Consider the following 21,796-nt stretch of genomic DNA (forward strand, 5'->3'; position numbering starts at 1 on the left):
CCTTGCTACAGCAAGCTCTTGACGTAAACGTCAATGTCGCTGATATATTTTTCTATGCCTTGCGCATCTTTTTCACGAATCAGATGCTCAAGCGTTTCACATAACTGCTTGCCGGGTACCAGATTTAGCATAGCAAACGCCCCTTTGAGGCGGTGAGCGGTCTGCGCCAGCGCGGCGAAATCGCCTGTTGCCCGTTCATTATACAGCCTCTTAACATCATCTGGTACCGTGTCAGCAAACAGCGTGTAATAGCCGCTGGCATGCAGTTCGGCGTTACTTTCGCTACCGGCAGAGGAAGGGTGCTCCTCTTCCTCTGCAAGCTGCTGCTCAATCAGCTGGAGGATAGCTTCCTGCATCGCAGCGCTGATATTAAAATTCACGCGGAGCTGACCAGGACCAATCTTATGAACCCGGACCTCATCATCGCTTAAAAGCAAGCCCGAAGCAGTAAGATTAGACGGATTATCCGTTAAAAAGAGATCATATTGTTGACTTGTGATTCTGTCATCCGGCGTGATGCAGGTGGCCCCCCAGCTTTCAAGCTGGCGGGTGACGATACGGCGGACTTCATTGGCCGTCACATCAAGCAGTATCACGACCTCATCGAGCAGATGTTCCCCTGAATCACTCTCCTCTGCGCTGGCGGCCATTTTTAGATGCAGGGAGTAGCGGGTGCCCAGCGACTCGCGCGCCTTGATATTGAGCTGCCCGCCTAGCTTGCGGGTCAGGCGATCGCAGAGCCAGAAGGTGAGGGCATTGGCTTTACCGTAAAGGTCTGCCTGCGTCTCGTTGAGGAACGGGAAGTGCATATTGTCGATTTCGTTCGCCGAAACGCCGTTGCCGGTATCCAAAATACGGAAGGTCAGGCGGTCATCCGCTGATTCATCTTTACTCACTTCCAGGGTGATTTTGCCAATAGGCGTGGTGGTAACCGAGTATCGGATGAGCAGTAAAAGGGTGCGGCGCAGGGCGTCGCGATCGCCGTAGCGTTGCTCATTGGCCGGCAGCGCGTTGTTAATCAGCAGTTGAAGACCTTTACGTTTGATGATGGGCAGGACTTCAGGCACCACTTCATCTATCAATTCCTGAATGGAGAACAGACCCTGTGCGCTCTTCCAGCTATCGCTCTCCAGCAGGTTTGCCAGCTGTATTTCATCGACCAGCTGGACCAGTTCATCCGCATGCTGGGCCAGCTTGCGGCTTTCGGCTATGCCGAGCGCCGCGGCTTCTTCCGCCAGCGTTTGCGCCGGCTGCTTCAGCGCCGTACCGATATGCTGCATAAAAGCAGTGCGGCCCAGCTGGTTTTTCTCATACAGGCGCTGGGCCTGCTTGAGCTTCTTATTCACCAGCACTTCACGGTCCTGATCGCGAATAATAAAGATTTGCGTACGCGGCGAAACCTGACTGCGGAACTGACGGATTTCATACAGTTCATTGTTCACCGTCGCTTGAATTACGCCCTGATGCTGATCGGCCATGTTAATGATGTTTTGCAGGTTCAGATGTGGCAGCAGATGATCGGCAATCGGATTGCTTATCACCGTACGGTTAGCGTCCTGATCGTGCACCAGCAGCCCTAGCGGCAGCAGGGAAACAATCTCTTCGTGAATGGCGCGCTGGGCGCGCAGCTCATTATTGGCTGCCGAAGAGACCGCCGTTCCCACGATGCTTTTGCGGCCGCTGTAGTGACGGAAGGTGGTAAATCCGAACAGCGCCAGCGCCAGCAGACCAATGTTCAGCAACAGCGGCAGTAAGATACTCTGCAAGGACTCCAGAATCAGCTCGCTAAAGGGGACCATCCAGACCAGACGCATACCGGTGGTATTAATGGTGGTGAGAATTTCAATCTGCGGGCCGTTAAAGTTAATGCTGACGATGTCGGCGGCTTCTTTATCCGGATTGCTGTTGACGCTTTGCGACGGATCGGGCTCCAGCCGGAAGCTCTCCAGCGACATACTGGGAGGAATGAGATCGTTAATGGGCAGATCGAAGGCGACAACGGTCGCCAGGTGACCGGGCTGGTTGAATGTCGTGCGTAAAGTAAAGTAGTAGCCGTTTTGCCAGGCAAGGTGGCGCAGCGACGAAAAGGTCTCGCGTTCATCTAAGGTGTTGGCCTGAAGCAGCATTTCTGCCCGTCGTGATTCGACGACGCTGCTGATGGTCGACTCTTTGAAGCTGGAAGAGAGATCTTTTAAGGGCAGCGTTGAAACCAGAATCAGGCTGTTATCAAGCCCGTTCAGGTAATACATCGACCAGGGAATCGTCTCGGCGCCCCACAGGATATCGAGATAGTTGGAGATCTTTTGCGTCATTTCCAGCGTTGAGCCGTCATGCGAGCCAAAAATCAGCGCTTCCGTTTTGCGCCGGGGTTTCTCCAGGTAGTAAACATCCTGTTTTAATCGCGTTTCCTGGAGCCCTGTCTCTGAGGCTGAACTGGACGAGGTCGCGGCGATATTGTCATAAATCTGCCAGGTGGCGTAGCGCCAGGTATCGATGCGTTTATGTAAGTCGTAGCTGACATCGACCACCTGGTAGCTTTTGTCTTTTAGCCAGGTGTTAACGGCGCTTTGGATCATGACCCCCATCGTCGCCAGCAGGACGATGACCATGAGAATAAAGAAGCGAGTAATGTTGCCGGGTATCAGGGAAAATTTTTTCGGGGTCATCGTGTGAGAGTACGACTCATCAGTGTGTGTAAACGGACTGTTGCACCAAGTTAACCGGGGGCAGCGCAGATGCTACGAACAGTATAAAGGTTAACGTGCAAAATCCATACATCTGAATACCCTACAATGACTTTTTTGCCTTGAGATTTATCTCAAACCAATAAGGCGTACAAAGATGTACGCCCCGGTGGTTTTTGTACAATTATTTACGGATTCGAGAATGTAAATAGCACTAAATAACAAGAAATTATATAAATGACCCTGGGTTTAGCCGTAAGTTGTTTGATTAATAACCGTTATTTTTTTCGCGGCTAGCAGGGAATAATTAAAGATGTGTAAAGAAGGGTAAAAAAAACCGGATGCGAGGCATCCGGTTGAAATAGGGGTAAACAGACATTCAGAACTGAATGACGGTAATAAATAAAGTTAATGATGATAGCGGGATTAATTTTAGTCCCAGATGAGAATTTTGTTTTACCATTCAGTGCTATAGGTGTGTAACTGTGTAACTCGTTGACGTTTATTGATAATTTTTATTTTTTGATTATTAGTGCTTATTTTTATGAGCTTTTTGTGCGGAAAAAAAGTTCCCTTGCATTTACAAATTGAAACATCTTGTGGGTATTTTGAAACATCTTAGAAGTTTTAGTATCATATTCTTGTTGGATTATTCTGCATTTTGCAGCACAATGAAATAGCCGACTGATTAGAAGGGTAATCAGTAAGCAGTGGCAATAATAAAAGGCATATAACAAACAGAGGGTTAATAACATGAAAGTTAAAGTACTGTCCCTCCTGGTACCGGCACTGCTGGTAGCGGGCGCAGCGAATGCGGCTGAAGTCTATAACAAAGATGGCAACAAATTAGACCTGTACGGTAAAATCGACGGTCTGCACTATTTCTCTGACGACAAAGGCCAAGATGGCGACCAGACCTACATGCGTCTGGGCATCAAAGGCGAAACCCAGATCAATGACCAACTGACCGGTTACGGCCAGTGGGAATACAACGTCCAGGCTAACAACACCGAGAGCTCCAGCGATCAGGCGTGGACTCGTCTGGCGTTTGCGGGTCTGAAATTCGGCGACGCGGGTTCTTTCGACTACGGTCGTAACTACGGCGTTGTTTACGACGTAACTTCCTGGACTGACGTTCTGCCGGAATTCGGCGGCGACACCTACGGTTCTGACAACTTCCTGCAGTCTCGCGCTAACGGCGTGGCAACCTACCGTAACTCTGACTTCTTCGGTCTGGTTGACGGCCTGAACTTTGCTCTGCAGTATCAGGGTAAAAACGGCAGCGTAAGCGGTGAAGGTACTTCCCCGACCAACAACGGTCGTGGCGCTCTGAAACAGAACGGTGACGGCTACGGCACCTCTCTGACCTATGATATCTACGACGGTATCAGCGCTGGTTTCGCGTACGCCAACTCTAAACGTAATGGCGATCAGAACAGCCAGCTGGCTCTGGGTCAGGGCGACAACGCTGAAACCTACACCGGTGGTCTGAAATATGACGCCAACAACATCTACCTGGCGTCTCAGTACACCCAGACCTACAACGCAACTCGCGTAGGTTCCCTGGGCTTTGCTAACAAAGCGCAGAACTTTGAAGTAGTCGCTCAGTACCAGTTCGACTTCGGTCTGCGTCCGTCCGTAGCTTACCTGCAGTCTAAAGGTAAGGACCTGTACATCAACGGAACTAACCGTAGCTACGGCGATCAGGATATCCTGAAATATGTTGATGTAGGCGCGACCTACTACTTCAACAAAAACATGTCCACCTACGTTGACTACAAAATCAACCTGCTGGACGAAAACAACTTCACCCGTGCTGCCGGTATCTCTACCGACGACATCGTTGCTCTGGGCCTGGTTTACCAGTTCTAAGCACGCTGAAGTTTGAAAAAAGGCGCCGATGGCGCCTTTTTTTATGCCCGGTTTAACCTTGCTGGTGTACTCTTTGCGCCTTAGCCAGAGGAAGCCAATTTTATGGATATCACTTTTTTTCGCGCCGCCCTGTTCGGCGCCTGCGTATTACTTTCAGGCTGTGATTCAGCCACCGCTCCCCAGACGCCAAAATCCGCCGCCACCGTGCTGGAGGGTAAAACCATGGGCACATTCTGGCGGGTCAGCGTCATCAACCTTGATGAGGCGAAGGCCGAGGCGCTGCGCCAGAAAGTGCAGGCTCAGCTCGATGCCGACGACCGCCTGCTTTCCACCTGGAAGAACGATTCAGCGTTGATGCGCTTTAACCATTCGCCGGGTACGTCGCCGTGGCCGGTCAACGAGGCGATGGCGGATATCGTGGCGATGTCGCTGCGAATTGGCGCAAAAACCCATGGCGCCATGGATATCACCGTCGGGCCGCTGGTCAATTTATGGGGCTTTGGCCCGGATAAACAGCCGGTCAAAACGCCGGATCCGCAGCAGATCGCCGCGGCAAAAGCGCGCAGTGGACTACAGCATCTGACGGTGATCAACCAGGCCGGCCAACAGTATCTGCAAAAAGACATTCCGGATCTGTTCGTCGATCTCTCTACCGTAGGTGAAGGCTACGCCGCCGATCATCTGGCGCGCCTGATGGAGCAGGAAGGGATCTCGCGCTATCTGGTCTCGGTGGGCGGCGCGCTGGTGAGCCGGGGGATGAATGCGGAAGGGCAGCCGTGGCGGGTGGCTATCCAGAAGCCGACCGATCGTGAAAACGCGGTGCAGGCGATCGTTGATATCAACGGACATGGCATCAGTACCTCCGGCAGCTACCGCAACTACTATGAGCTTGACGGTAAGCGCATCTCGCACGTTATCGATCCGCAGACCGGGCGACCTATCGATCATAAACTGGTTTCAGTGACCGTTATCGCTCCGACGGCGCTGGAGGCCGACGGCTGGGATACCGGGCTGATGGTGCTGGGGCCGGAAAAAGCGCAGGACGTGGTTCGCGAACAGGGGCTGGCGGTGTATATGATTGTCAAAGAGGGGGACGGGTTTAAAACCTGGATGTCGCCGCAGTTCCGCGCGTTCCTCGTCGGCGAGAAAAATTAAAGCGCAAGATTTCGGGTTTTTGTTAACGGACTTCGGCCCAGACTGCAGATACACTTACAGCAGGAGTCCGTGATGAAACCGATAATGATTGATACCGATGAGCGCCGCTGGCAGGCGGTATGCGAACGTGATGCCCGCGCCGATGGTCAGTTTGTTTTTGCCGTGCTGACCACTGGCGTTTGCTGCCGTCCGACCTGCCGTTCGCGTCGCGCGCTGCGGGAAAATGTTCGCTTTTACCCTGACGTTGCAACCGCGCAGGCGGAAGGTTTTCGCCCGTGCAAACGCTGCCAGCCGGAAAAAAGCGACCCGCAGCAGCAGAAGGTAGAGAAAGTGGCCGCCGCGTGCCGTCTGCTGGAGCAGGAAACGCCGATGACGCTGGAGGCACTGGCGCGCCAGGCCGCGCTCAGTCCCTTTCATTTTCACCGCCTCTTTAAATCCGTCACCGGAATGACCCCTAAAGCCTGGCAACAGGCTTGGCGCGCTCGCCGTTTACGCGAAGCGCTGGGGCAGGGGGCGAAAATTACCGATGCGGCGCTGTCGGCCGGCTTCCCGGACAATAGCAGCTACTATCAGCAGGCAGATGCCGCGCTGGGGATGACCGCCCGCCAGTTTCGCCGCGGCGGCGAGGATCTCGATATTACCTGGGTATGCGGCGATGGTCCACTGGGACGCTGTCTGGTGGCTGAGAGTGAACGGGGCGTGTGCGCCGTGCTACCGGGAGAGAGCGATGCCTTGCTCTGTGCTGAATTAGCCAGCCTGTTTCCCAATGCGCGGCTGCATCCGGGCGACGAGGCTTTTCGTCAGCGGGTGGCGCAGGTATTTTCCCATCTTGATGACCACCGGCAGCCGTTTTCCCTGCCGTTGGATTTGCGCGGCACGGCTTTTCAGCTTCAGGTCTGGCAGGCGCTGCGTCAGATCCCGGCGGGGGAGACCCGCAGCTATCGTCAGGTCGCGCAAAGCATCGGCCGCCCCCGCGCGGTGAGAGCGGTGGCAAGCGCCTGCGCCGCTAATAAGCTGGCGCTGGTTATTCCCTGCCACCGGGTCGTTCGCGAAGATGGGGCGCTATCCGGCTATCGTTGGGGGACGGCGCGCAGGGCGCTGCTGTTGGCACGAGAAGCGTCATCCGAGGAGAAATAATGTTCGATCTTTTTGCCGATACGCCGCCCTGGCAGGAGCCGCTGGCTCCGGGGGCGATAATTTTGCGCCGCTATGCCCGAGAACGCGCCCCGGCGCTGTTGCAGGTAATCGCCGGGATTGCCGGTCGTTCGCCTTTTCGCCAGATGGTCACCCCCGGTGGTTACACGATGTCGGTAGCGATGACCAACTGCGGCGAGCTGGGCTGGACCACGAACCAGCACGGCTATCTTTATGCTGCCGACGATCCGCTGACCGGCAAGCGCTGGCCGCAGATGCCGCAGCTTTTCCGCGAGCTGGCCGCAGAGGCCGCGGCGGCGGCCGGCTATGCGCGCTTTACCCCGGATGCTTGTCTTATCAACCGCTACCAGCCCGGCGCGAAGCTGTCGCTGCATCAGGATAAAGACGAGCATAACCTGCGGGCGCCGATTGTCTCCGTCTCGCTGGGGCTGCCGGCAATATTTCAGTTCGGCGGGCTGCGGCGTAACGATCCGCTACAGCGGGTGCTGCTGGAGCACGGCGACGTGGTGGTCTGGGGCGGCGAATCGCGGCTTTTTTACCATGGTATTCAGCCGCTCAAAGAGGGCATCCATCCGGAGACCGGCGCCTGTCGTTACAATCTCACTTTCCGCCTGGCGGGTAATAAAGAATAAAAATAAGAATTATTCTTGCTGTCATCGTCGAGCAGTTTAAACTGCTGGCTGTTTTTGCTTGCCCGGATTATGCGTTATGGAACTTCTTCTTCTTGTCTGGCGTCAGTATCGCTGGCCGTTTATCTCCGTCATTGCCCTGAGCCTGCTGAGCGCGGCGCTGGGTATTGGGCTTATCGCCTTTATTAATCTGCGTCTGATTACCCTTGTCGACACTTCCCTGACGGTCCTGCCGGAGTTCCTCGGGCTGCTACTGCTATTGATGGCGGTCACGCTCGGTTCGCAGCTGGCGCTGACCACGCTTGGCCACCATTTCGTCTACCGCCTGCGCGGCGAATTTATTAAGCGCATTCTCGACACGCAAATCGAGAAGATCGAGAAAATCGGCAGCGCGTCGCTGCTGGCCGGGTTAACCAGCGATATCCGTAATATCACCATTGCCTTCGTGCGTCTGCCGGAGCTGGTGCAGGGGATTATTCTCACCTTCGGTTCCGCCGCCTATCTGGCCTGGCTGTCGGGAAAAATGATGCTGGTTACCGCGCTGTGGCTGGCGTTGACCATCTGGGGCGGTTTTATACTGGTATCGCGGGTGTATAAACACATGGCCTCGCTGCGCGAAAGCGAAGATAAGCTGTATCACGATTACCAGACGGTTCTCGAGGGGCGCAAAGAGCTGACCCTCAACCGCGAGCGAGCTGAGTATGTGTTTAACCAGCTCTATCTCCCCGATGCGCAAGAATATCGGCACCATATTGTTCGCGCCGATACTTTCCATCTGAGCGCGGTCAACTGGTCGAATATTATGATGCTGGGCGCGATTGGCCTGGTCTTCTGGATGGCCAACAGCCTGGGCTGGGCCAATACGGCGGTAGCGGCGACCTACTCGTTGACCCTATTATTCCTGCGCACGCCGCTGCTTTCCGCGGTTGGCGCGCTGCCCACTCTGCTCAGCGCACAGGTGGCGTTCAACAAGCTGAATAAATTTTCGCTCGCGCCGTATCGCGCTGAATTTCCGCAGCCGCAGGCGCATCCCCACTGGCAGACCCTCGAGCTGCGCGATATCACCTTTCATTATCCTGACAACAGCTTTGCGGTCGGGCCGATTAATATGACCCTCAAGCGCGGTGAGCTGGTCTTTCTGATTGGCGGCAACGGTAGCGGGAAATCGACGCTGGCTATGCTGCTGACCGGCTTGTATCAGCCGGTATCCGGACAGATCCTGCTCGATGGACAGCCGATGGCGGCGGATAAACCGGAAGATTATCGTAAGCTGTTCTCGGCGGTGTTTACCGACGTCTGGCTGTTCGACAGGCTGCTGGGGCCGGAAGGGAAGGCGGCTGACCCGGCGTTGGTGGAGAAGTGGCTGGGTTATCTGCAGATGAACCATAAGTTACGGCTGGATGACGGCAAAATCCTCGACCTGAAGCTGTCAAAAGGGCAGAAAAAGCGCGTGGCGCTGCTGCTGGCGTTAGCAGAAGACAGAGATATCATCATGCTGGATGAATGGGCGGCGGATCAGGACCCCCATTTCCGCCGTGAGTTCTATCAGGTGCTGCTGCCGCTGATGAAGGAGATGGGTAAAACCCTCTTTGCTATTAGCCATGACGATCACTACTTTCAGCACGCCGACAGGCTGCTGGAAATGCGCGGCGGCCAGCTATCGGAGCTGAGCGGAAAAGAGCGCGAGCTGGCGACGCGCGACGCGGTCGCCCGTACCGCCTGATAGCACAGGCTCATCCCGGAGGCGCCAGCCGACCTCCGGGCTTCCCGCAGGCTGCTGTTTTTTCCGTCGACTGAATTCATAGCGGTTATTATTTCCGCCTCCTCGCGCTATGCTTAAGGCTTCCGGCCTGCTGGTCTGACAGATATTTTTACAAGGATTGCCTGACCGATGTCCGTTTTGCATAAAAAAAGCGCCAGATTGCGTGACGAAGAGCGCGCCCGCCTCATTTGGCTCCTGAGCACCGATAAAGCCGTCACATCTTCGCTGCTGGGGAAATTAACCCTCGCTGAACGTTACGATGACAACACGCTTGCCGACGATCTGGCGGAAGTGGAGATGCTGGTTTCACACCTGCCGCCACCGGACCTTGCCGATGCGCTTGAAGCGCTGCCTTATGATGCGCGCAACGCGCTCTGGCGGCTGGTTGCTGACGATAAGCGCGGTGAAGTGCTGCTGGAGGCATCGGAAAGCGTCTGGGGCGACCTCATCGAGGAGATGAGCGATCACGACCTGCTGTTCGCGCTGCAAAATCTCGATATTGATGAGCAGGTCTATCTGCTGCAGCACCTGCCGCGCGATCTGACCGGACGTTTGCTGGCAACGCTGCCCGCGGATAAGCGCGCGCGTATTCGCCAGATGATGCGCTACGCCGACAATACCGTCGGCGCGATCATGGAGTTTGAGGTCATTACCGTTCGTCCGGAAGCCACTCTCGCGGCGGTACAGCGCTATCTGCGGCGATTAGGCAAAATGCCGGAGAACACCGACAAACTGTTTGTGACCACCCGCAATAAGCTGCTGCTCGGCGAACTCGAGCTGCAAACCATTCTGCTTAACGATGCGCAGAAGCGGGTAGGGGAAGTGATGGAAGGCGATCCGGTGACCTTCCAGCCGCACGAGGACGCGGAAAAAGTGGCGCGTACTTTTGAACGTGATGACTTACTTAGCGCCGCGGTGATTGATGCCGACGGCAAGCTGATGGGGCGTTTAACCATCGACGAGATCGTCGACGTGGTCTATGAAGAGACGGACAACGATTTACGCCGGATGGGCGGCCTGAGCAACGATGACGACGTTTTTGCTCCGGTCAGCAAGGCGGTGAAGACCCGCTGGGCCTGGCTGGCGGTGAATCTGTGCACCGCATTTATCGCCTCCCGCGTTATCGATGGTTTCGAGCACACCATTTCGCAACTGGTGGCGCTGGCGTCGCTGATGCCGATTGTCGCCGGGATCGGCGGCAATACGGGCAATCAGACGATCACCATGATCGTGCGGGCGATGGCGTTACAGCATATTCAGCCGGGAAGCTTTTCGTTCCTGATCCTGCGCGAGATGGGCGTCGCGCTGATCAATGGGATCGTCTGGGGCGGGATTATGGGGGCCATTACCTGGTGGCTGTATGACGATCCGCAGCTTGGCGGCGTAATGACCCTGGCGATGATGCTCAACCTGCTGATGGCGGCGATGATGGGCGTGATTATCCCGATGGTGATGGTTAAGCTGGGACGCGATCCGGCGGTCGGTTCCAGCGTAATGATTACCGCGATTACCGACACCGGCGGATTCTTTATTTTTCTTGGGCTGGCGACGATTTTTCTGATGTAGCCCGCGCTTGATTACGCAGGCGGCGGGGGATCAGCGCCATCGAAACCAGGCCTGCCAGGACGCCAATGGCCAGATTGCTGGTGCCGACGGTCGCGCCAACGGTAACCAGCATCACCAGCGTTTCCGGCCACGGGTTGCGCGCCAGCTCCGCCGGACGAACGCTGTGCCAGCTAAAGGTTTTTACCGCCACAATCACCATCACCCCGGCGAGAACGGCCATCGGGATTTTCGCCATCACTTCGCTGAGCGCGGTCACCAGCAGGAGCAGCACCAGGCCTGCGACAATGGTCGAGACGCGGCTGCGCGCTTTGCCCATTTCAACGTTAACGATAGTCTGACCGATCATGGCGCATCCGGCGATGCCGCCATAAAACCCGGCGAGGATATTGGCGAAGCCAAGACCGGCGCTCTCGCGCGCCTTACTGGAAGGGGTATGGGTCAAATCATCGACCAGCTTCGCCGTCAGAAGCGACTCCATCAGGCCGACAAAAGCGATGCTCAGTGCGCAGGGCCAGATAATGCTCAGCGTGGTTAAGTCCAGAGGCACCATCAGGCTGGTGAATCCCGGCAGTCCGCCGCTCATGGAGCCTTCGTCGCCGACGGTCGGCAGCAGCTGGCCGCTGAAAACGGTAAACAGGGTCAACAGAACGATAGCGATCAGCGGAGAAGGGATCGCCTTAATAACGCGCGGCGCCCACAGCACAATCAGCAGCGTTAACACGAACAGGCCGATAATCAGCGGCTGCTTGCTCCAGAAATGCGGTACCTGAGCAAAAAAAATGAGAATACCCAGCGCGTTAACAAAACCGGTCATCACCGCCTGCGGGATAAAGCGCATCAGGCGTGCCATGCCGCAAACGCCAAACAAAATTTGAATAACTCCCGCCAGAACGACCGCCGGCAGAATATAGCCGACGCCGTATTGATGCACCATTGGACCGATAACCAGCGCCACCGACCCGGCGGCCGCGGTGACCATGGCTGGCCGTCCGCCCAGGAGCGACATCGCCAGGCACAGCACCACGGAGGCAATCAGGCTAACTTTCGGATCGACCCCGGCGATGACGGAGAAGGAGATGACTTCGGGGATCAGGGCCAGTGCGGTGAGCACGCCAGCCAACGTTTCACGCGTCAGCAGCGCGGGCGAACGCAGTATCTGGCCTGGTGCGCCAGCGTTACCGGAGGTTGCGGAATCAGAAACTGGAGGCATAAAAAAAGTTCGCAGATTTTAAAAATTTGGCGGCAGGACCGATCGCTACTTACGTGCGGTCGGTCACAAAACCGAGGATAATAGCGCGTAAGCGCCGCTGACACCAGTACAAAATGTGATTTGTGATACACATTTATTAAACATTTTTATAACAGATCTCAAAACTCAACTTAAAATTTAAACAATATTTAAATTTTTTTTCTTCAGTGTTACCTTTGAAGCCGAGAATCGTTTCACCTGCGCTAAATAAAAAAGCGAGTAAAGTAAGGCTCAAATCCGATGAAGAAAAAGATGGCCGTACCCAGCTCACAGGCGGTTGGTTCCAATAACACTCGGACCAACACCCGCCATGAGCAAGAGACGGATGTATTGTTGATTGGCGGCGGCATCATGAGCGCCACGTTGGGAACCTGGCTGCAGGAACTGGAGCCGGACTGGTCTATTACCATGGTCGAGCAGATGTCCAGCGTCGCGGAAGAGAGCTCGAACGGATGGAACAACGCGGGCACCGGCCACGCGGCGCTGATGGAGCTGAACTATACGCCGCAAACCGCTAACGGTATCAATATCGATAAAGCGGTTGATATCAACGAATCTTTCCAGATTTCTCGTCAATTTTGGGCCCACCAGGTGACCCGGGGCATTCTGAAAAAGCCGAAATCCTTTATTAACAGCGTGCCGCACATGAGCTTCGTGTGGGGCGAAGACAACGTTAACTTCCTGCGCGCCCGCTATGCGGCTTTACAACAAAGCGAGCTGTTCCGCGGTATCCGCTACTCCGAAGATCATCAACAAATTAAAGAGTGGGCTCCGCTGGTGATGGAAGGACGCGATCCGCAGCAGAAGGTGGCCGCAACCCGCTCGGAAGTCGGCACCGACGTGAACTACGGTGAAATCACCCGTCAGCTGATCGCCGGGCTGCAAACCCATGACAATTTCTCGCTTCAGCTGGGTACCGTGGTACGCCGCTTTAAGCGCAATGCCGATAAGAGCTGGAGCGTCACGCTGGCGGATGCGAACAATCGCCACCAGAAACGGGTTATCAAGGCTAAGTTTATCTTTATCGGCGCCGGCGGCGCCGCGCTGACCCTGCTGCAGGAAACCGGTATTCCGCAGGCGAAGGAGTACGCGGGCTTCCCGGTCGGCGGGCAGTTCCTGGTCTGTGAGAACCCGGAAGTGGTTAACCACCATCTGGCTAAAGTCTATGGCCAGGCGGAAGTGGGTGCGCCGCCGATGTCGGTTCCGCACATCGATACCCGTATTATCGATGGCAAACGCGTGGTGCTGTTTGGGCCGTTCGCGACCTTCTCAACCCGCTTCCTGAAAAATGGTTCGCTTTGGGATCTGCTGGCTTCCACCAACACATCAAACATCATGCCGATGCTCAACGTCGGGCTGGATAACTTCGATCTGGTAAAATATCTGATTAGCCAGGTGCTGCAAAAGGACAAAGATCGTCACGCAGCGCTGTGCGAGTACTACCCGGAAGCGCGCAAAGAAGACTGGCGCTTATGGCAGGCCGGCCAGCGCGTGCAGATTATCAAGCGTGATGAGAAGAAGGGCGGCGTTCTGCGTCTGGGTACCGAAGTCGTCAGCGATGATGAAGGTACCGTTGCCGCGCTGCTGGGCGCCTCGCCGGGGGCTTCCACCGCCGCGCCAATCATGCTGCAGCTGATGGAGAAAGTGTTCAAAGAGAAGATCAACTCCGCGGACTGGCAGGCGAAACTGAAAGCGATTATACCGAGCTACGGTACGCGTCTGGATGGCAACGCGGCGGAAATTGAAAGGGCGCTGGCGTGGACCAGCGAAGTGCTGGAACTGCACTATGAGCCGCTTACCGCTGCTGATGATGTGCCGCAGGCGACGCTGAAGCCGCTGCCTGAAGGCAAACCTATCGCGGATATCGCGCTGTAAATGCTTTCCGGCGGCTCAGGCCGCCGGAATCTGTCTTAGCCATTAACGCTCAACGGCAGCGCCGATGGTTTCGTCCGCTCGCCAGATACGATATTTCACGTCGATGTTCGCCGGGGTATAAACCACGATAGGTAACCTGCTGTTGTAACGCAGCATGCCCGCATCGCCCAGGCCAGCCATCACAAACTGCTTCTCTTTTTTACCGTCCGGGCAGGCCATCATGGTTGAGACGGGTGACGTCACTTTATCAAACACGTAGTAGTCGTAGCCCCAGCCTTCCAGGGTTCTGCTTTCCAGCTGGCCGCCAAGGCGGTGGCGATTGCAGTCGACTTCCAGCGTCTGGCCAATTAACAGCTCTACTTTTAATGCGGACTCATCCTGCTGCTGCGGCAGCTGAATCACCTGACGCTTCATCCCTTGTTCCGCCTTAGGATACGGAGCGATTTTTTCCAGCGGCTGCTCAGCTGCAACGGCGCTCGCGGAAACGCAGGCAATGGCCAGCAGGGAGGCGGCAAACGTAGTGATTTTTTTCACGTGAGTAATCCTTTGTTATCAATCATAAACAGCACAATGTTAGCATTAGTTTGCGTTATGAATAGTGGTGTTTACCAAAGTTTTCATAGTTTCTAGTTATAAGTTCTGCTATTGCGGTAGGGGGCAGTTATTCATCACCTGCGGCAGCCCGCGTTTTTCCGGTGCCGCCTATTATTGAATAGGTGAATTTTTAAAATGATTATGATCAATAAAAGAATTAATTTACATGTGAGATTATTTCATTCGTTATATTTAGCTTCCGTCATTTATAATGATTCATAAGGGAAATTAATTGAAAGGGAATTGTTCATTTAAATAATTGATATGAGTGATGGTAGATGAAAGTGAAAAAGGTTTTACTGGTTGCGTCGCTGGCAGTTTCTTCGCTATTGGCAGGTTGTACTTCCGAGTCACAGCGTTTGGCGAACTGCGAGGCCAGAGGGATTTCCCGCGATACCTGCTACTTAGCGGAGCAAAATCGTCAGGCCTCGATGAATGCAGCTTATGAGAAGCAGGCGTTAGAAAACGCCGCCGCTGCCGTTCAGCATAGTCAGAGCGCGAAGGTGAAAACCCGGCACTTTAACGGCATGGAGATTAAAGGCACCAGTACCGGCTTAAGTATTGATGGTAAAGCGGCGGCGGTGATTGAGAAAAATAAAGACGCGACCGTTTACCAGCAGGGGCTTTACAACTTTATCGTTTACGCCAACGGCAAAATAGCCGTCACTCAGGACGGCGTGTTTAAAGGCTACGCCAAATAAAAGCGCCGATCGGGGGGATAGGCTCCCCCTGTATACCTGCGCGGTCCAAAAGGAACGCGTTACTCCTCGTGATTTTTACCCTCTTCTAAGAAATCCTCATCAAGCTCGTCGATATTTCCGGCGTGATCGCGTCCGGACAGCAGGTTCCAGCAGGCGATAAACAGGGCGGCGATCAGCGGGCCGATAACAAAGCCGTTGATGCCGTAGATTTCCATGCCGCCGATGGTGGTGATCAGGATCAGGTAGTCCGGCATTTTGGTATCTTTGCCAACCAGTAGAGGGCGAAGAATATTATCGACCAGGCCGACGATGATCACAAAAAAGCCAACGATAAACGCCCCCTGCCATAGCTGACCGGTCGCGAAGAGATAGACTGCCGCAGGAACCCAGATGATCGCCGAGCCCACCGCCGGAATCAGCGACAGAAACGCCATCAGCGCGCCCCACAGGATGCTGCCATCAAGACCCACGATCCAGAACGCCAGTCCGCCAAGCGCGCCCTGCGCGAGGGCGACCGCTACGGTGCCTTTGACGGTTGCCCTGGCGACGGCGGCAAATTTGGCGAAAAGATGCTGCTTCACGTGATTCGATAGCGGCAGGGATTCAAGGATCAGCCTGACCAGGTACGGACCATCTTTGAGCAGGAAAAACAGCAGATAAAGCATGATGCCGAAGCTAATGGTAAAACCAAAGGTGCCTTTACCAATCAGGAATGCGCTACCGGCCAGGTACTGGCCTCCTTTAAGCGCAACGTCCGAAAGCTGGCGCTGAATTTGTTCCGCGCTATCAAGGTCATGCTCTGAGAGGAAGCTCCTGGCCCATTCCGGCAGGTGCGCAAACAGGCTGGCTACCACGGTCGGGAACTGGGTATCGTTATGCTGCAGTTTGGTGTAAACCACGTTTAGCTCGAAGGCCAGCGACGAGAGAATGATCGCCAGCGGGGTAAACACGATCAGACAGATAATCACTATTGTCAGAAACGCCGCCAGGCCGTTGCGCTCGCCGATCCGATCGCGCAGTTTGTTCTTCACCGGGTGGAAGATGACCGCCAGAATTGCTGCCCATAAAATGGCTGAATAATAGGGGGAGAGAACGTCGAAAAAAGCCAGGGTGACGATCAGCACGATCAGGATGAAAAATCCCTTCGTAAGTCCATTAACTCTCATGTGAATCCTTCAGAAAAATGACGTGTACCATCAAATAATAGAAGCTTTTCCATGATTTACAATCAAAGTGACAGGTTCGTTTTGCTGAGAACAGGGAGGAAATATGACATTAAAAAACCCGCAGTCTCTGTAAGAGTGCGGGTTCTTAAGGGGTTACCGATTTAATCGGTGAATAATTTGGTCGGCACGAGAGGATTTGAACCTCCGACCCCCGACACCCCATGACGGTGCGCTACCAGGCTGCGCTACGTGCCGATTCGTGGGGAACAATATTACCCGTTCCCCAAGCGAATGCAAGCCGGGAAATGCCTGATTGATTTATAAATAATCAATCAGTTAGCGATAAAGCGTTTTTCATCGGTCAGCACCTGCAGCAGCAAGCTGAGCTGCGGTTTTTGATCGTTAATTTTCTCGCCGTCGCTGTTCCATGTTCGGTAAGTGCCGTTGTGATTAAGCACGACGGTGACTTTCGGCGTGGTAATGGCCAGCGTATCGCTATTCGCTGCGGTGACCCAGGCTCGGCGACGGGCGGCGCTAAACAGGTCTTCACCTTGCGAATACTCGTTTGCCGGGGTGGAGACGTGGAGCAAACGCTGCATCAGCGTCGTCATCACGTCTTTGTTATCCGTCAGCGTCGCGATCTCCTGCGCCGGCGTGCCTGGCCAATGGATCACCAGGGGAACCTGCAGCTGCTCGCGCGACCAGCCAAACTGCTCATGCTGCGGGTTCAGCGGCATTCCGCGGCCCGCCGTCACGATCACCACCGTGTTGTCCAGCTTGCCCGCTTCGCGCAGCGCGTTCAGCACACGACCAATTTGCGTATCGACCGCACCGGCAGCGCTGCTGTAGCGACGGACAAAGTTTTGCTGCTGCCCGTCGTCAAGGGTGGTGCCGTTGAGCGAAACCCATGAGAACCAGCGGTTTTCATCCTGGGCGTAGCGGTCCAGCCAGTTAATCCACTGGTTGGCCGTCTGCTCATCGCTTTGCGCTTTCGCGGCTGGCAGTGAAAAATCGGACAGCAGCGCCTGGCGGTAAAGTGGGCTGCTAAAGCCGTCGGACGAGAACAGGCCCAGCTGATAGCCCTGTTGGTTCAGCGAAGTAATCAGCGCCGCGGGAATACGCGCGGAGAGGACGCCGTCCATATAGCTCGGCGAAATACCGTAGAACAGGCCAAACATGCCGCTGTCAGCGGTATTACCGGAGCTCATATGCTGGGTAAAGTTAACGTTCTCTTTCGCGAACCCGGCCAGCGCCGGCATGTTTTTCTCAAAGCGCGAATAATTAAGATTATCAACGGTAATCAGCAGCACGTTATAGCCGGTACCGAGATCGCGATAACGCAGATCGCTCAGCGGGTATTGTACCGACACGGCTTCCGGCGCGCCTTGCTCCACCAGGCGGCGCTGGTAGTCCTGCGCGTCGAGCAGGCCGTGTTTTTCCAGAAAACGGCGCGCCGTCATCGGATAGGAAAGCGGCAGGTTGGCCCGCTGCATGGTTATCGGGCGATAGAAATTGGCGTCCGCCCAGATATAGACCAGGTGGCTACTGATAAAAGAAATAAAGAAGAACCAGGCAACGGGACGCGCATAGTGGCGGCGACGCGTCAGGCTGCGCAGCTTCTGCCAGCTCCAGGTCGCAAACAGCATCTCCAGCAGAAAAATGATCGGCACGCTGATAAACATCAGCTGCCAGTCGCGCGCCATCTCGTTCTGATCGGGGTTAATCACCAGTTCCCAGACAAAGGGATTAAGGTGCAGGTGGAAACGGGTGAAAACTTCGCTGTCGATCAGCAGCAGCGTCATGCCCACGGTCGCCAGAACCACCGAGATAAAGCGCATTAAGCGCTGGGATATGACGACAAACGTCAGCGGAAAGAGGATCAGCACATAGCTGGTAAAGACCAGAAAGCTGAAGTGACCAACGAGGCTGACGTACGAAAAAAGACGTCCGGCAAGCGTCGTTGGCCAGTCGGCGACAAACAGATAGCGACTGCCGAGCACCATAGCCAACAACATGTTGAAAAGGGCGAACCAGTGTCCCCAGCTGACCATCTGGGAGACTTTTTCTCGGTAGGGCTGACGAAGAGTCACCATATACTGTTGTTCGTTATCCTTAGTGCGCCGGATCGTCGTTGATAGACGACTGCAGCGCCTGGGCAAAAGAACGGGCGATGGCCTGACGCTGCGCCGGCGCGACGCTACTATTGATCAGGTTAGTCACCATATTGCCCAGTACCATCAGTGACAGGTCAACGGGCGCTTTATGTGTTTCCAGAACGCTCGTCAGCTCGCTGAGCAGCTGTTCGACGTGTTCATCGCTATAGCGGGATAATTGCGGCATAAACTCAAAATCTGTTTGTTCGTGAAAGGGCAACATATTACCGTAGCAGCAGCTTTTTTTCCGCATTTTTTCGCCGCGACGCAAAAGCGCGCGGCTTCGCTCGCAAAGAGTCACGCGGCGGTTGCGTCGTCGCCCCGCCGGTGGTTGAATACCGCCCGGTCTAAAAGGAGAGTTTAACATGAGTCTGGATATCGACCAGATTGCCCTGCATCAGTTAATCAAACGTGATGAACAAAATCTGGAGCTGGTGCTGCGCGAGTCACTGTTGGAGCCGACGGCGACGGTGGTGGAGATGATGGCCGAACTGCATCGTGTCTACAGCGCGAAAAATAAAGCCTACGGCCTGTTTAATGAAGAGAGCGAGCTGGCGCAGGCGCTGCGCGGGCAGCGTAAGGGCGAAGAAGCGTTCCTGCCGTTCAGCCGCGCCGCTACCGGTCGCCTGCGCGACGAACTGGCAAAATATCCCTTTGCTGAAGGCGGAATCGTGCTGTTTTGCCAGTATCGCTATCTGGCGGTGGAATATCTGATGGTGGCGGTGCTGAACAATTTAAGCAGCATGCGCGTCAACGAAGAGCTGGATATCAGCTCCACCCATTATCTGGATATCAATCACGCGGATATCGTCGCCCGTATTGATTTAACCGAATGGGAAACCAACCCGGAGTCAACCCGCTATCTGACCTTCCTGAAAGGCCGGGTAGGGCGCAAGGTGGCGGATTTCTTTATGGATTTCCTCGGCGCCAGCGAAGGGCTGAACGCGAAAGCGCAGAACCGCGGCCTGCTGCAGGCGCTGGATGATTTCGCCGCCGATGCGCAGCTGGATAAATCTGAGCGTCAAAACGTGCGCCAGCAGGTATACAGCTACTGCAATGAACAGCTGCAGGCCGGTGAGGAAATCGAGCTGGAGTCGCTGTCAAAAGAGCTGGCGGGCGTCAGCGAGAAGACGTTTCAGGAATTTACCGCCGAACAGGGCTACGAGCTGGAAGAGAGCTTCCCGGCGGATCGCAGCACTTTGCGTCAGTTAACCAAGTTTGCCGGCAGCGGCGGCGGGTTAACCATTAACTTTGACGCGATGCTGCTGGGCGAGAGGGTATTCTGGGATCCGGCCACGGATACCTTAACCATTAAAGGCACGCCGCCTAACCTGCGCGATCAGCTGCAGCGCCGCACCTCGGGCGGGAATTAAAACGCAAAATCCCGACGCCGGGTCGGGATTTTTTTAGCCTTGGGCCTGAGCTATCCGGCGCAGACGATCTCTACGCCATCGATGGCTAACTGCTGGCGCAGCGTCTCGTCTAACGTCGTATCCACGATCAGCGTACTGACCAGACCCAGCCCGCCGATAGCAAAAGCCGACGCGGAGTTCAGCTTCTCTTGTGACGCCATCACCACCGTTTCGGCAGCCCGCGTCGCCAGCGCGCGCTTGATCCCCGCTTCTTCATAATCGCCGGTGGTGAATCCCGCCCGCGGGTGAACGCCGGTGACGCCCATAAAAAACAGATCGGCATTGATGCGGGAAATACTTTCCAGGGCTGCGGACCCGACGCTGACCACCGAATGTTTAAACAACCGGCCGCCAATCAAAATCACCTCGATCAACGGTTTATCCACCAGCGCGACGGCGATCCCCGGACTGTGGGTGACCACCGTACACGCGAGGGTAGCCGGCAGCAGGCGCACCATCTCTCCGGTGGTGGTGCCGCCGTCGATAATCACCACCTGGCCGGGTTGAATGAGCTCTACCGCGCGCTGGGCAATGGTCTGCTTTGAGGCCATTTGCACGCTCTTTCTTGTTTCAATGGGCGCGATGGCTTCGGAAACCGGCAGCGCGCCGCCGTGGACGCGCTGCAGTTTGCCTTCCGCGGCCAGCTCCCGCAGATCCCGGCGAATGGAGTCTTCTGAGACGCTAAAGCGCTGGCTGAGATCCCCTGACATCACCTGTTTTTCCTCGGCGAGGATCTGCAAAATTTGCTGTTTTCTCTGGCTGGCGAGCATCAAAACACCTTCATGATTGATCTTGTTTGTGCACGATTATGCATGTTATGTTGCTCTCTGTCACCTAAAAGGGGAAAAACATGCACGCTGACGCACCGCGCGTTCGCCATATCCGCGAAACGCTGTTATCGGACAACTGGTATACGCTCAAGAAATATACTTTCGAACTATTGCGCCGGGACGGACGCTGGCAGGAGCAGAGTCGGGAAGCTTACGACCGCGGCAACGGCGCGGTGATTTTACTCTACAACCGCGAAAAGCAAACGGTAGTGCTGGTTCGCCAGTTTCGCTTTCCGGTGTGGATTAACGGTCATGATGGATTTTTGATCGAAGCCGCCGCCGGACTGCTGGATAACGCTTCGCCGGAGGCGCGCATCGTTGCCGAAGCCGAAGAGGAGACCGGTTTTCGCGTCACGCGGATTGAGCCGGTATTCACCGCTTACATGAGCCCCGGTTCGGTGACGGAGAAGCTTTACTTTTTCATCGCCGAATACTCTGCCGACGATCGGCGCGGCGACGGTGGCGGCCTGGCGACGGAAGGGGAAGATATCGAGGTGCTGGAGTGGCCGCTGGAAAAAGCGCTGCGGGCTATTGGCGAAGGGGAAATCGTCGATGCGAAAACGATTATGCTGCTGCAGCATCTGGCGCTGAATGCGGCAACGCTGTTAGCCTGATAAACAAAACGCCCCGAACCTTGCGGAGCGGGGCGTTTGCCATACAACTTTCAGTCGGCGATTAAGCGCGAACGAAGTCGATGTGAGTCAGCTTCGGCTTGAACGGGTGGCGCTGAACAGCCTGAGCTTTAACTTTCTCTTCTTTGCCATCAACAACGAGGGTCAGAACTTCGTTGTAGAACTCAGCGTTGTTCTGCATGTTCCACACTTTGTCGTGATCCAGTTCGATTGCTACTGGCGCAGCTTCGCCGCCATAGATGATGGCCGGGAATTTGTTAGCTGCACGCAGGCGGCGGCTCGCACCCTTACCCTGCTCTTTACGTAATTCTGCATTGATAGTAAACATTGATGTCTCTCTATATATAAATCCTGCTACAGG

Annotated in this window: 18 protein-coding genes and 1 tRNA gene; 10 read left to right on the forward strand and 9 right to left on the reverse strand. The window is 55.2% G+C overall.

Annotation, left to right across the window (positions count from 1 at the left end; genetic code table 11):
* Positions 1-5 precede the first annotated feature (5 nt).
* Positions 6-2,666: a phosphotransferase RcsD gene (rcsD, locus tag CMQ96_RS09065; protein ID WP_064343061.1), complete on the reverse strand. Its 2,661-nt coding sequence runs from the start codon at positions 2,664-2,666 to the stop codon at positions 6-8.
* Between the two features lie 771 nt (positions 2,667-3,437).
* Here rcsD and CMQ96_RS09070 point away from each other — a divergent pair.
* From CMQ96_RS09070 to mgtE, 6 genes are all read left to right on the forward strand, one after another.
* Positions 3,438-4,556 (forward strand): OmpK36 porin, encoded by a 1,119-nt coding sequence (locus CMQ96_RS09070; protein WP_049088476.1) that lies wholly within the window; start codon positions 3,438-3,440, stop codon positions 4,554-4,556.
* Between the two features lie 102 nt (positions 4,557-4,658).
* Positions 4,659-5,711 carry an FAD:protein FMN transferase ApbE gene (apbE, locus tag CMQ96_RS09075; protein WP_098066629.1) on the forward strand — a complete coding sequence of 351 codons (1,053 nt, stop codon included), beginning with the start codon at positions 4,659-4,661 and terminating at the stop codon, positions 5,709-5,711.
* Positions 5,712-5,783: 72 nt separating this feature from the next.
* Positions 5,784-6,848: a bifunctional DNA-binding transcriptional regulator/O6-methylguanine-DNA methyltransferase Ada gene (gene ada / locus CMQ96_RS09080; RefSeq protein WP_098066631.1), complete on the forward strand. Its 1,065-nt coding sequence runs from the start codon at positions 5,784-5,786 to the stop codon at positions 6,846-6,848.
* Positions 6,848-7,498 (forward strand): DNA oxidative demethylase AlkB, encoded by a 651-nt coding sequence (gene alkB / locus CMQ96_RS09085; protein ID WP_098066633.1) that lies wholly within the window; start codon positions 6,848-6,850, stop codon positions 7,496-7,498. Before ada ends, alkB begins: the two co-directional genes overlap by 1 nt.
* 76 nt (positions 7,499-7,574) lie before the next feature.
* Positions 7,575-9,218, forward strand: a complete 1,644-nt coding sequence (locus CMQ96_RS09090; protein ID WP_024359228.1) for a multidrug ABC transporter permease/ATP-binding protein — start codon at positions 7,575-7,577, stop codon at positions 9,216-9,218.
* 168 nt (positions 9,219-9,386) lie between these two features.
* On the forward strand, positions 9,387-10,823 hold the full coding sequence (gene mgtE, locus CMQ96_RS09095) for a magnesium transporter (protein WP_024359227.1): 1,437 nt from the start codon (positions 9,387-9,389) through the stop codon (positions 10,821-10,823).
* Here mgtE and CMQ96_RS09100 read toward each other — a convergent pair.
* Entirely contained in the window at positions 10,786-12,033 is a 1,248-nt protein-coding gene (locus CMQ96_RS09100) for a SulP family inorganic anion transporter (RefSeq protein ID WP_098066635.1), read from the reverse strand. The genes mgtE and CMQ96_RS09100 overlap by 38 nt on opposite strands.
* A 279-nt stretch (positions 12,034-12,312) precedes the next feature.
* Here CMQ96_RS09100 and mqo point away from each other — a divergent pair, with 279 nt between their 5' ends.
* Positions 12,313-13,947, forward strand: coding sequence for a malate dehydrogenase (quinone) (mqo, locus tag CMQ96_RS09105; RefSeq protein ID WP_024359225.1), 1,635 nt, complete (start codon positions 12,313-12,315; stop codon positions 13,945-13,947).
* 42 nt (positions 13,948-13,989) lie between these two features.
* Here mqo and eco read toward each other — a convergent pair whose 3' ends face one another.
* On the reverse strand, positions 13,990-14,481 hold the full coding sequence (gene eco, locus CMQ96_RS09110) for a serine protease inhibitor ecotin (RefSeq protein WP_024359224.1): 492 nt from the start codon (positions 14,479-14,481) through the stop codon (positions 13,990-13,992).
* A 338-nt stretch (positions 14,482-14,819) separates the two neighbouring features.
* Here eco and CMQ96_RS09115 point away from each other — a divergent pair, with 338 nt between their 5' ends.
* Positions 14,820-15,242, forward strand: a complete 423-nt coding sequence (locus CMQ96_RS09115; protein ID WP_004133893.1) for a hypothetical protein — start codon at positions 14,820-14,822, stop codon at positions 15,240-15,242.
* Positions 15,243-15,301: 59 nt separating this feature from the next.
* On the opposite strand, the gene CMQ96_RS09120 is transcribed toward CMQ96_RS09115, so the two are convergent.
* The 4 genes from CMQ96_RS09120 to CMQ96_RS09135 all read right to left on the reverse strand — a co-directional run bounded on the left by CMQ96_RS09120 (position 15,302) and on the right by CMQ96_RS09135 (position 18,748).
* The gene (locus tag CMQ96_RS09120) at positions 15,302-16,408 is read right to left on the reverse strand and encodes an AI-2E family transporter (RefSeq protein WP_004133895.1); all 1,107 of its coding nucleotides are present in this window, start codon (positions 16,406-16,408) and stop codon (positions 15,302-15,304) included.
* 178 nt (positions 16,409-16,586) lie between these two features.
* Positions 16,587-16,663: transfer RNA gene (locus tag CMQ96_RS09125), tRNA-Pro, on the reverse strand.
* A 77-nt stretch (positions 16,664-16,740) separates the two neighbouring features.
* Positions 16,741-18,501, reverse strand: coding sequence for an LPS biosynthesis-modulating metalloenzyme YejM (yejM, locus tag CMQ96_RS09130; RefSeq protein ID WP_004133897.1), 1,761 nt, complete (start codon positions 18,499-18,501; stop codon positions 16,741-16,743).
* 19 nt (positions 18,502-18,520) lie between these two features.
* On the reverse strand, positions 18,521-18,748 hold the full coding sequence (locus CMQ96_RS09135; RefSeq protein ID WP_004133900.1) for a YejL family protein: 228 nt from the start codon (positions 18,746-18,748) through the stop codon (positions 18,521-18,523).
* 178 nt (positions 18,749-18,926) lie between these two features.
* On the opposite strand from CMQ96_RS09135, the gene yejK reads away from it, so the two are divergent.
* A complete protein-coding gene (gene yejK, locus CMQ96_RS09140) occupies positions 18,927-19,934 on the forward strand; it encodes a nucleoid-associated protein YejK (protein ID WP_004122954.1) in 1,008 nt (335 codons plus the stop codon).
* Positions 19,935-19,984: 50 nt separating this feature from the next.
* On the opposite strand, the gene CMQ96_RS09145 is transcribed toward yejK, so the two are convergent.
* Positions 19,985-20,743, reverse strand: a complete 759-nt coding sequence (locus tag CMQ96_RS09145) for a DeoR/GlpR family DNA-binding transcription regulator (RefSeq protein ID WP_004133903.1) — start codon at positions 20,741-20,743, stop codon at positions 19,985-19,987.
* A gap of 80 nt (positions 20,744-20,823) precedes the next feature.
* On the opposite strand from CMQ96_RS09145, the gene CMQ96_RS09150 reads away from it, so the two are divergent.
* A complete protein-coding gene (locus CMQ96_RS09150; RefSeq protein ID WP_004133905.1) occupies positions 20,824-21,417 on the forward strand; it encodes an NUDIX domain-containing protein in 594 nt (197 codons plus the stop codon).
* A 61-nt stretch (positions 21,418-21,478) separates the two neighbouring features.
* Here CMQ96_RS09150 and rplY read toward each other — a convergent pair whose 3' ends face one another.
* The gene (rplY, locus tag CMQ96_RS09155) at positions 21,479-21,763 is read right to left on the reverse strand and encodes a 50S ribosomal protein L25 (RefSeq protein ID WP_004122948.1); all 285 of its coding nucleotides are present in this window, start codon (positions 21,761-21,763) and stop codon (positions 21,479-21,481) included.
* Between the last annotated feature and the right edge of the window lie 33 nt (positions 21,764-21,796).

The sequence above is a fragment of the Klebsiella sp. MBT K-1 genome (assembly GCF_002556465.1).
Taxonomy (GTDB): Bacteria; Pseudomonadota; Gammaproteobacteria; order Enterobacterales; family Enterobacteriaceae; genus Klebsiella; species Klebsiella grimontii.

Bases quoted from the DNA above. Each gene is read 5' to 3' on its own strand.
- CMQ96_RS09135 (WP_004133900.1), bottom strand. From the start codon at position 18,748: ATGCCGCAATTATCCCGCTATAGCGATGAACACGTCGAACAGCTGCTC.
- mqo (WP_024359225.1), top strand. From the start codon at position 12,313: ATGAAGAAAAAGATGGCCGTACCCAGCTCACAGGCGGTTGGTTCCAAT.
- CMQ96_RS09150 (WP_004133905.1), top strand. From the start codon at position 20,824: ATGCACGCTGACGCACCGCGCGTTCGCCATATCCGCGAAACGCTGTTA.
- rplY (WP_004122948.1), bottom strand. From the start codon at position 21,763: ATGTTTACTATCAATGCAGAATTACGTAAAGAGCAGGGTAAGGGTGCG.
- yejM (WP_004133897.1), bottom strand. From the start codon at position 18,501: ATGGTGACTCTTCGTCAGCCCTACCGAGAAAAAGTCTCCCAGATGGTC.
- alkB (WP_098066633.1), top strand. From the start codon at position 6,848: ATGTTCGATCTTTTTGCCGATACGCCGCCCTGGCAGGAGCCGCTGGCT.
- yejK (WP_004122954.1), top strand. From the start codon at position 18,927: ATGAGTCTGGATATCGACCAGATTGCCCTGCATCAGTTAATCAAACGT.
- CMQ96_RS09145 (WP_004133903.1), bottom strand. From the start codon at position 20,743: ATGCTCGCCAGCCAGAGAAAACAGCAAATTTTGCAGATCCTCGCCGAG.
- apbE (WP_098066629.1), top strand. From the start codon at position 4,659: ATGGATATCACTTTTTTTCGCGCCGCCCTGTTCGGCGCCTGCGTATTA.
- CMQ96_RS09115 (WP_004133893.1), top strand. From the start codon at position 14,820: ATGAAAGTGAAAAAGGTTTTACTGGTTGCGTCGCTGGCAGTTTCTTCG.
- CMQ96_RS09090 (WP_024359228.1), top strand. From the start codon at position 7,575: ATGGAACTTCTTCTTCTTGTCTGGCGTCAGTATCGCTGGCCGTTTATC.
- CMQ96_RS09120 (WP_004133895.1), bottom strand. From the start codon at position 16,408: ATGAGAGTTAATGGACTTACGAAGGGATTTTTCATCCTGATCGTGCTG.
- ada (WP_098066631.1), top strand. From the start codon at position 5,784: ATGAAACCGATAATGATTGATACCGATGAGCGCCGCTGGCAGGCGGTA.
- mgtE (WP_024359227.1), top strand. From the start codon at position 9,387: ATGTCCGTTTTGCATAAAAAAAGCGCCAGATTGCGTGACGAAGAGCGC.
- rcsD (WP_064343061.1), bottom strand. From the start codon at position 2,666: ATGACCCCGAAAAAATTTTCCCTGATACCCGGCAACATTACTCGCTTC.
- CMQ96_RS09070 (WP_049088476.1), top strand. From the start codon at position 3,438: ATGAAAGTTAAAGTACTGTCCCTCCTGGTACCGGCACTGCTGGTAGCG.
- CMQ96_RS09100 (WP_098066635.1), bottom strand. From the start codon at position 12,033: ATGCCTCCAGTTTCTGATTCCGCAACCTCCGGTAACGCTGGCGCACCA.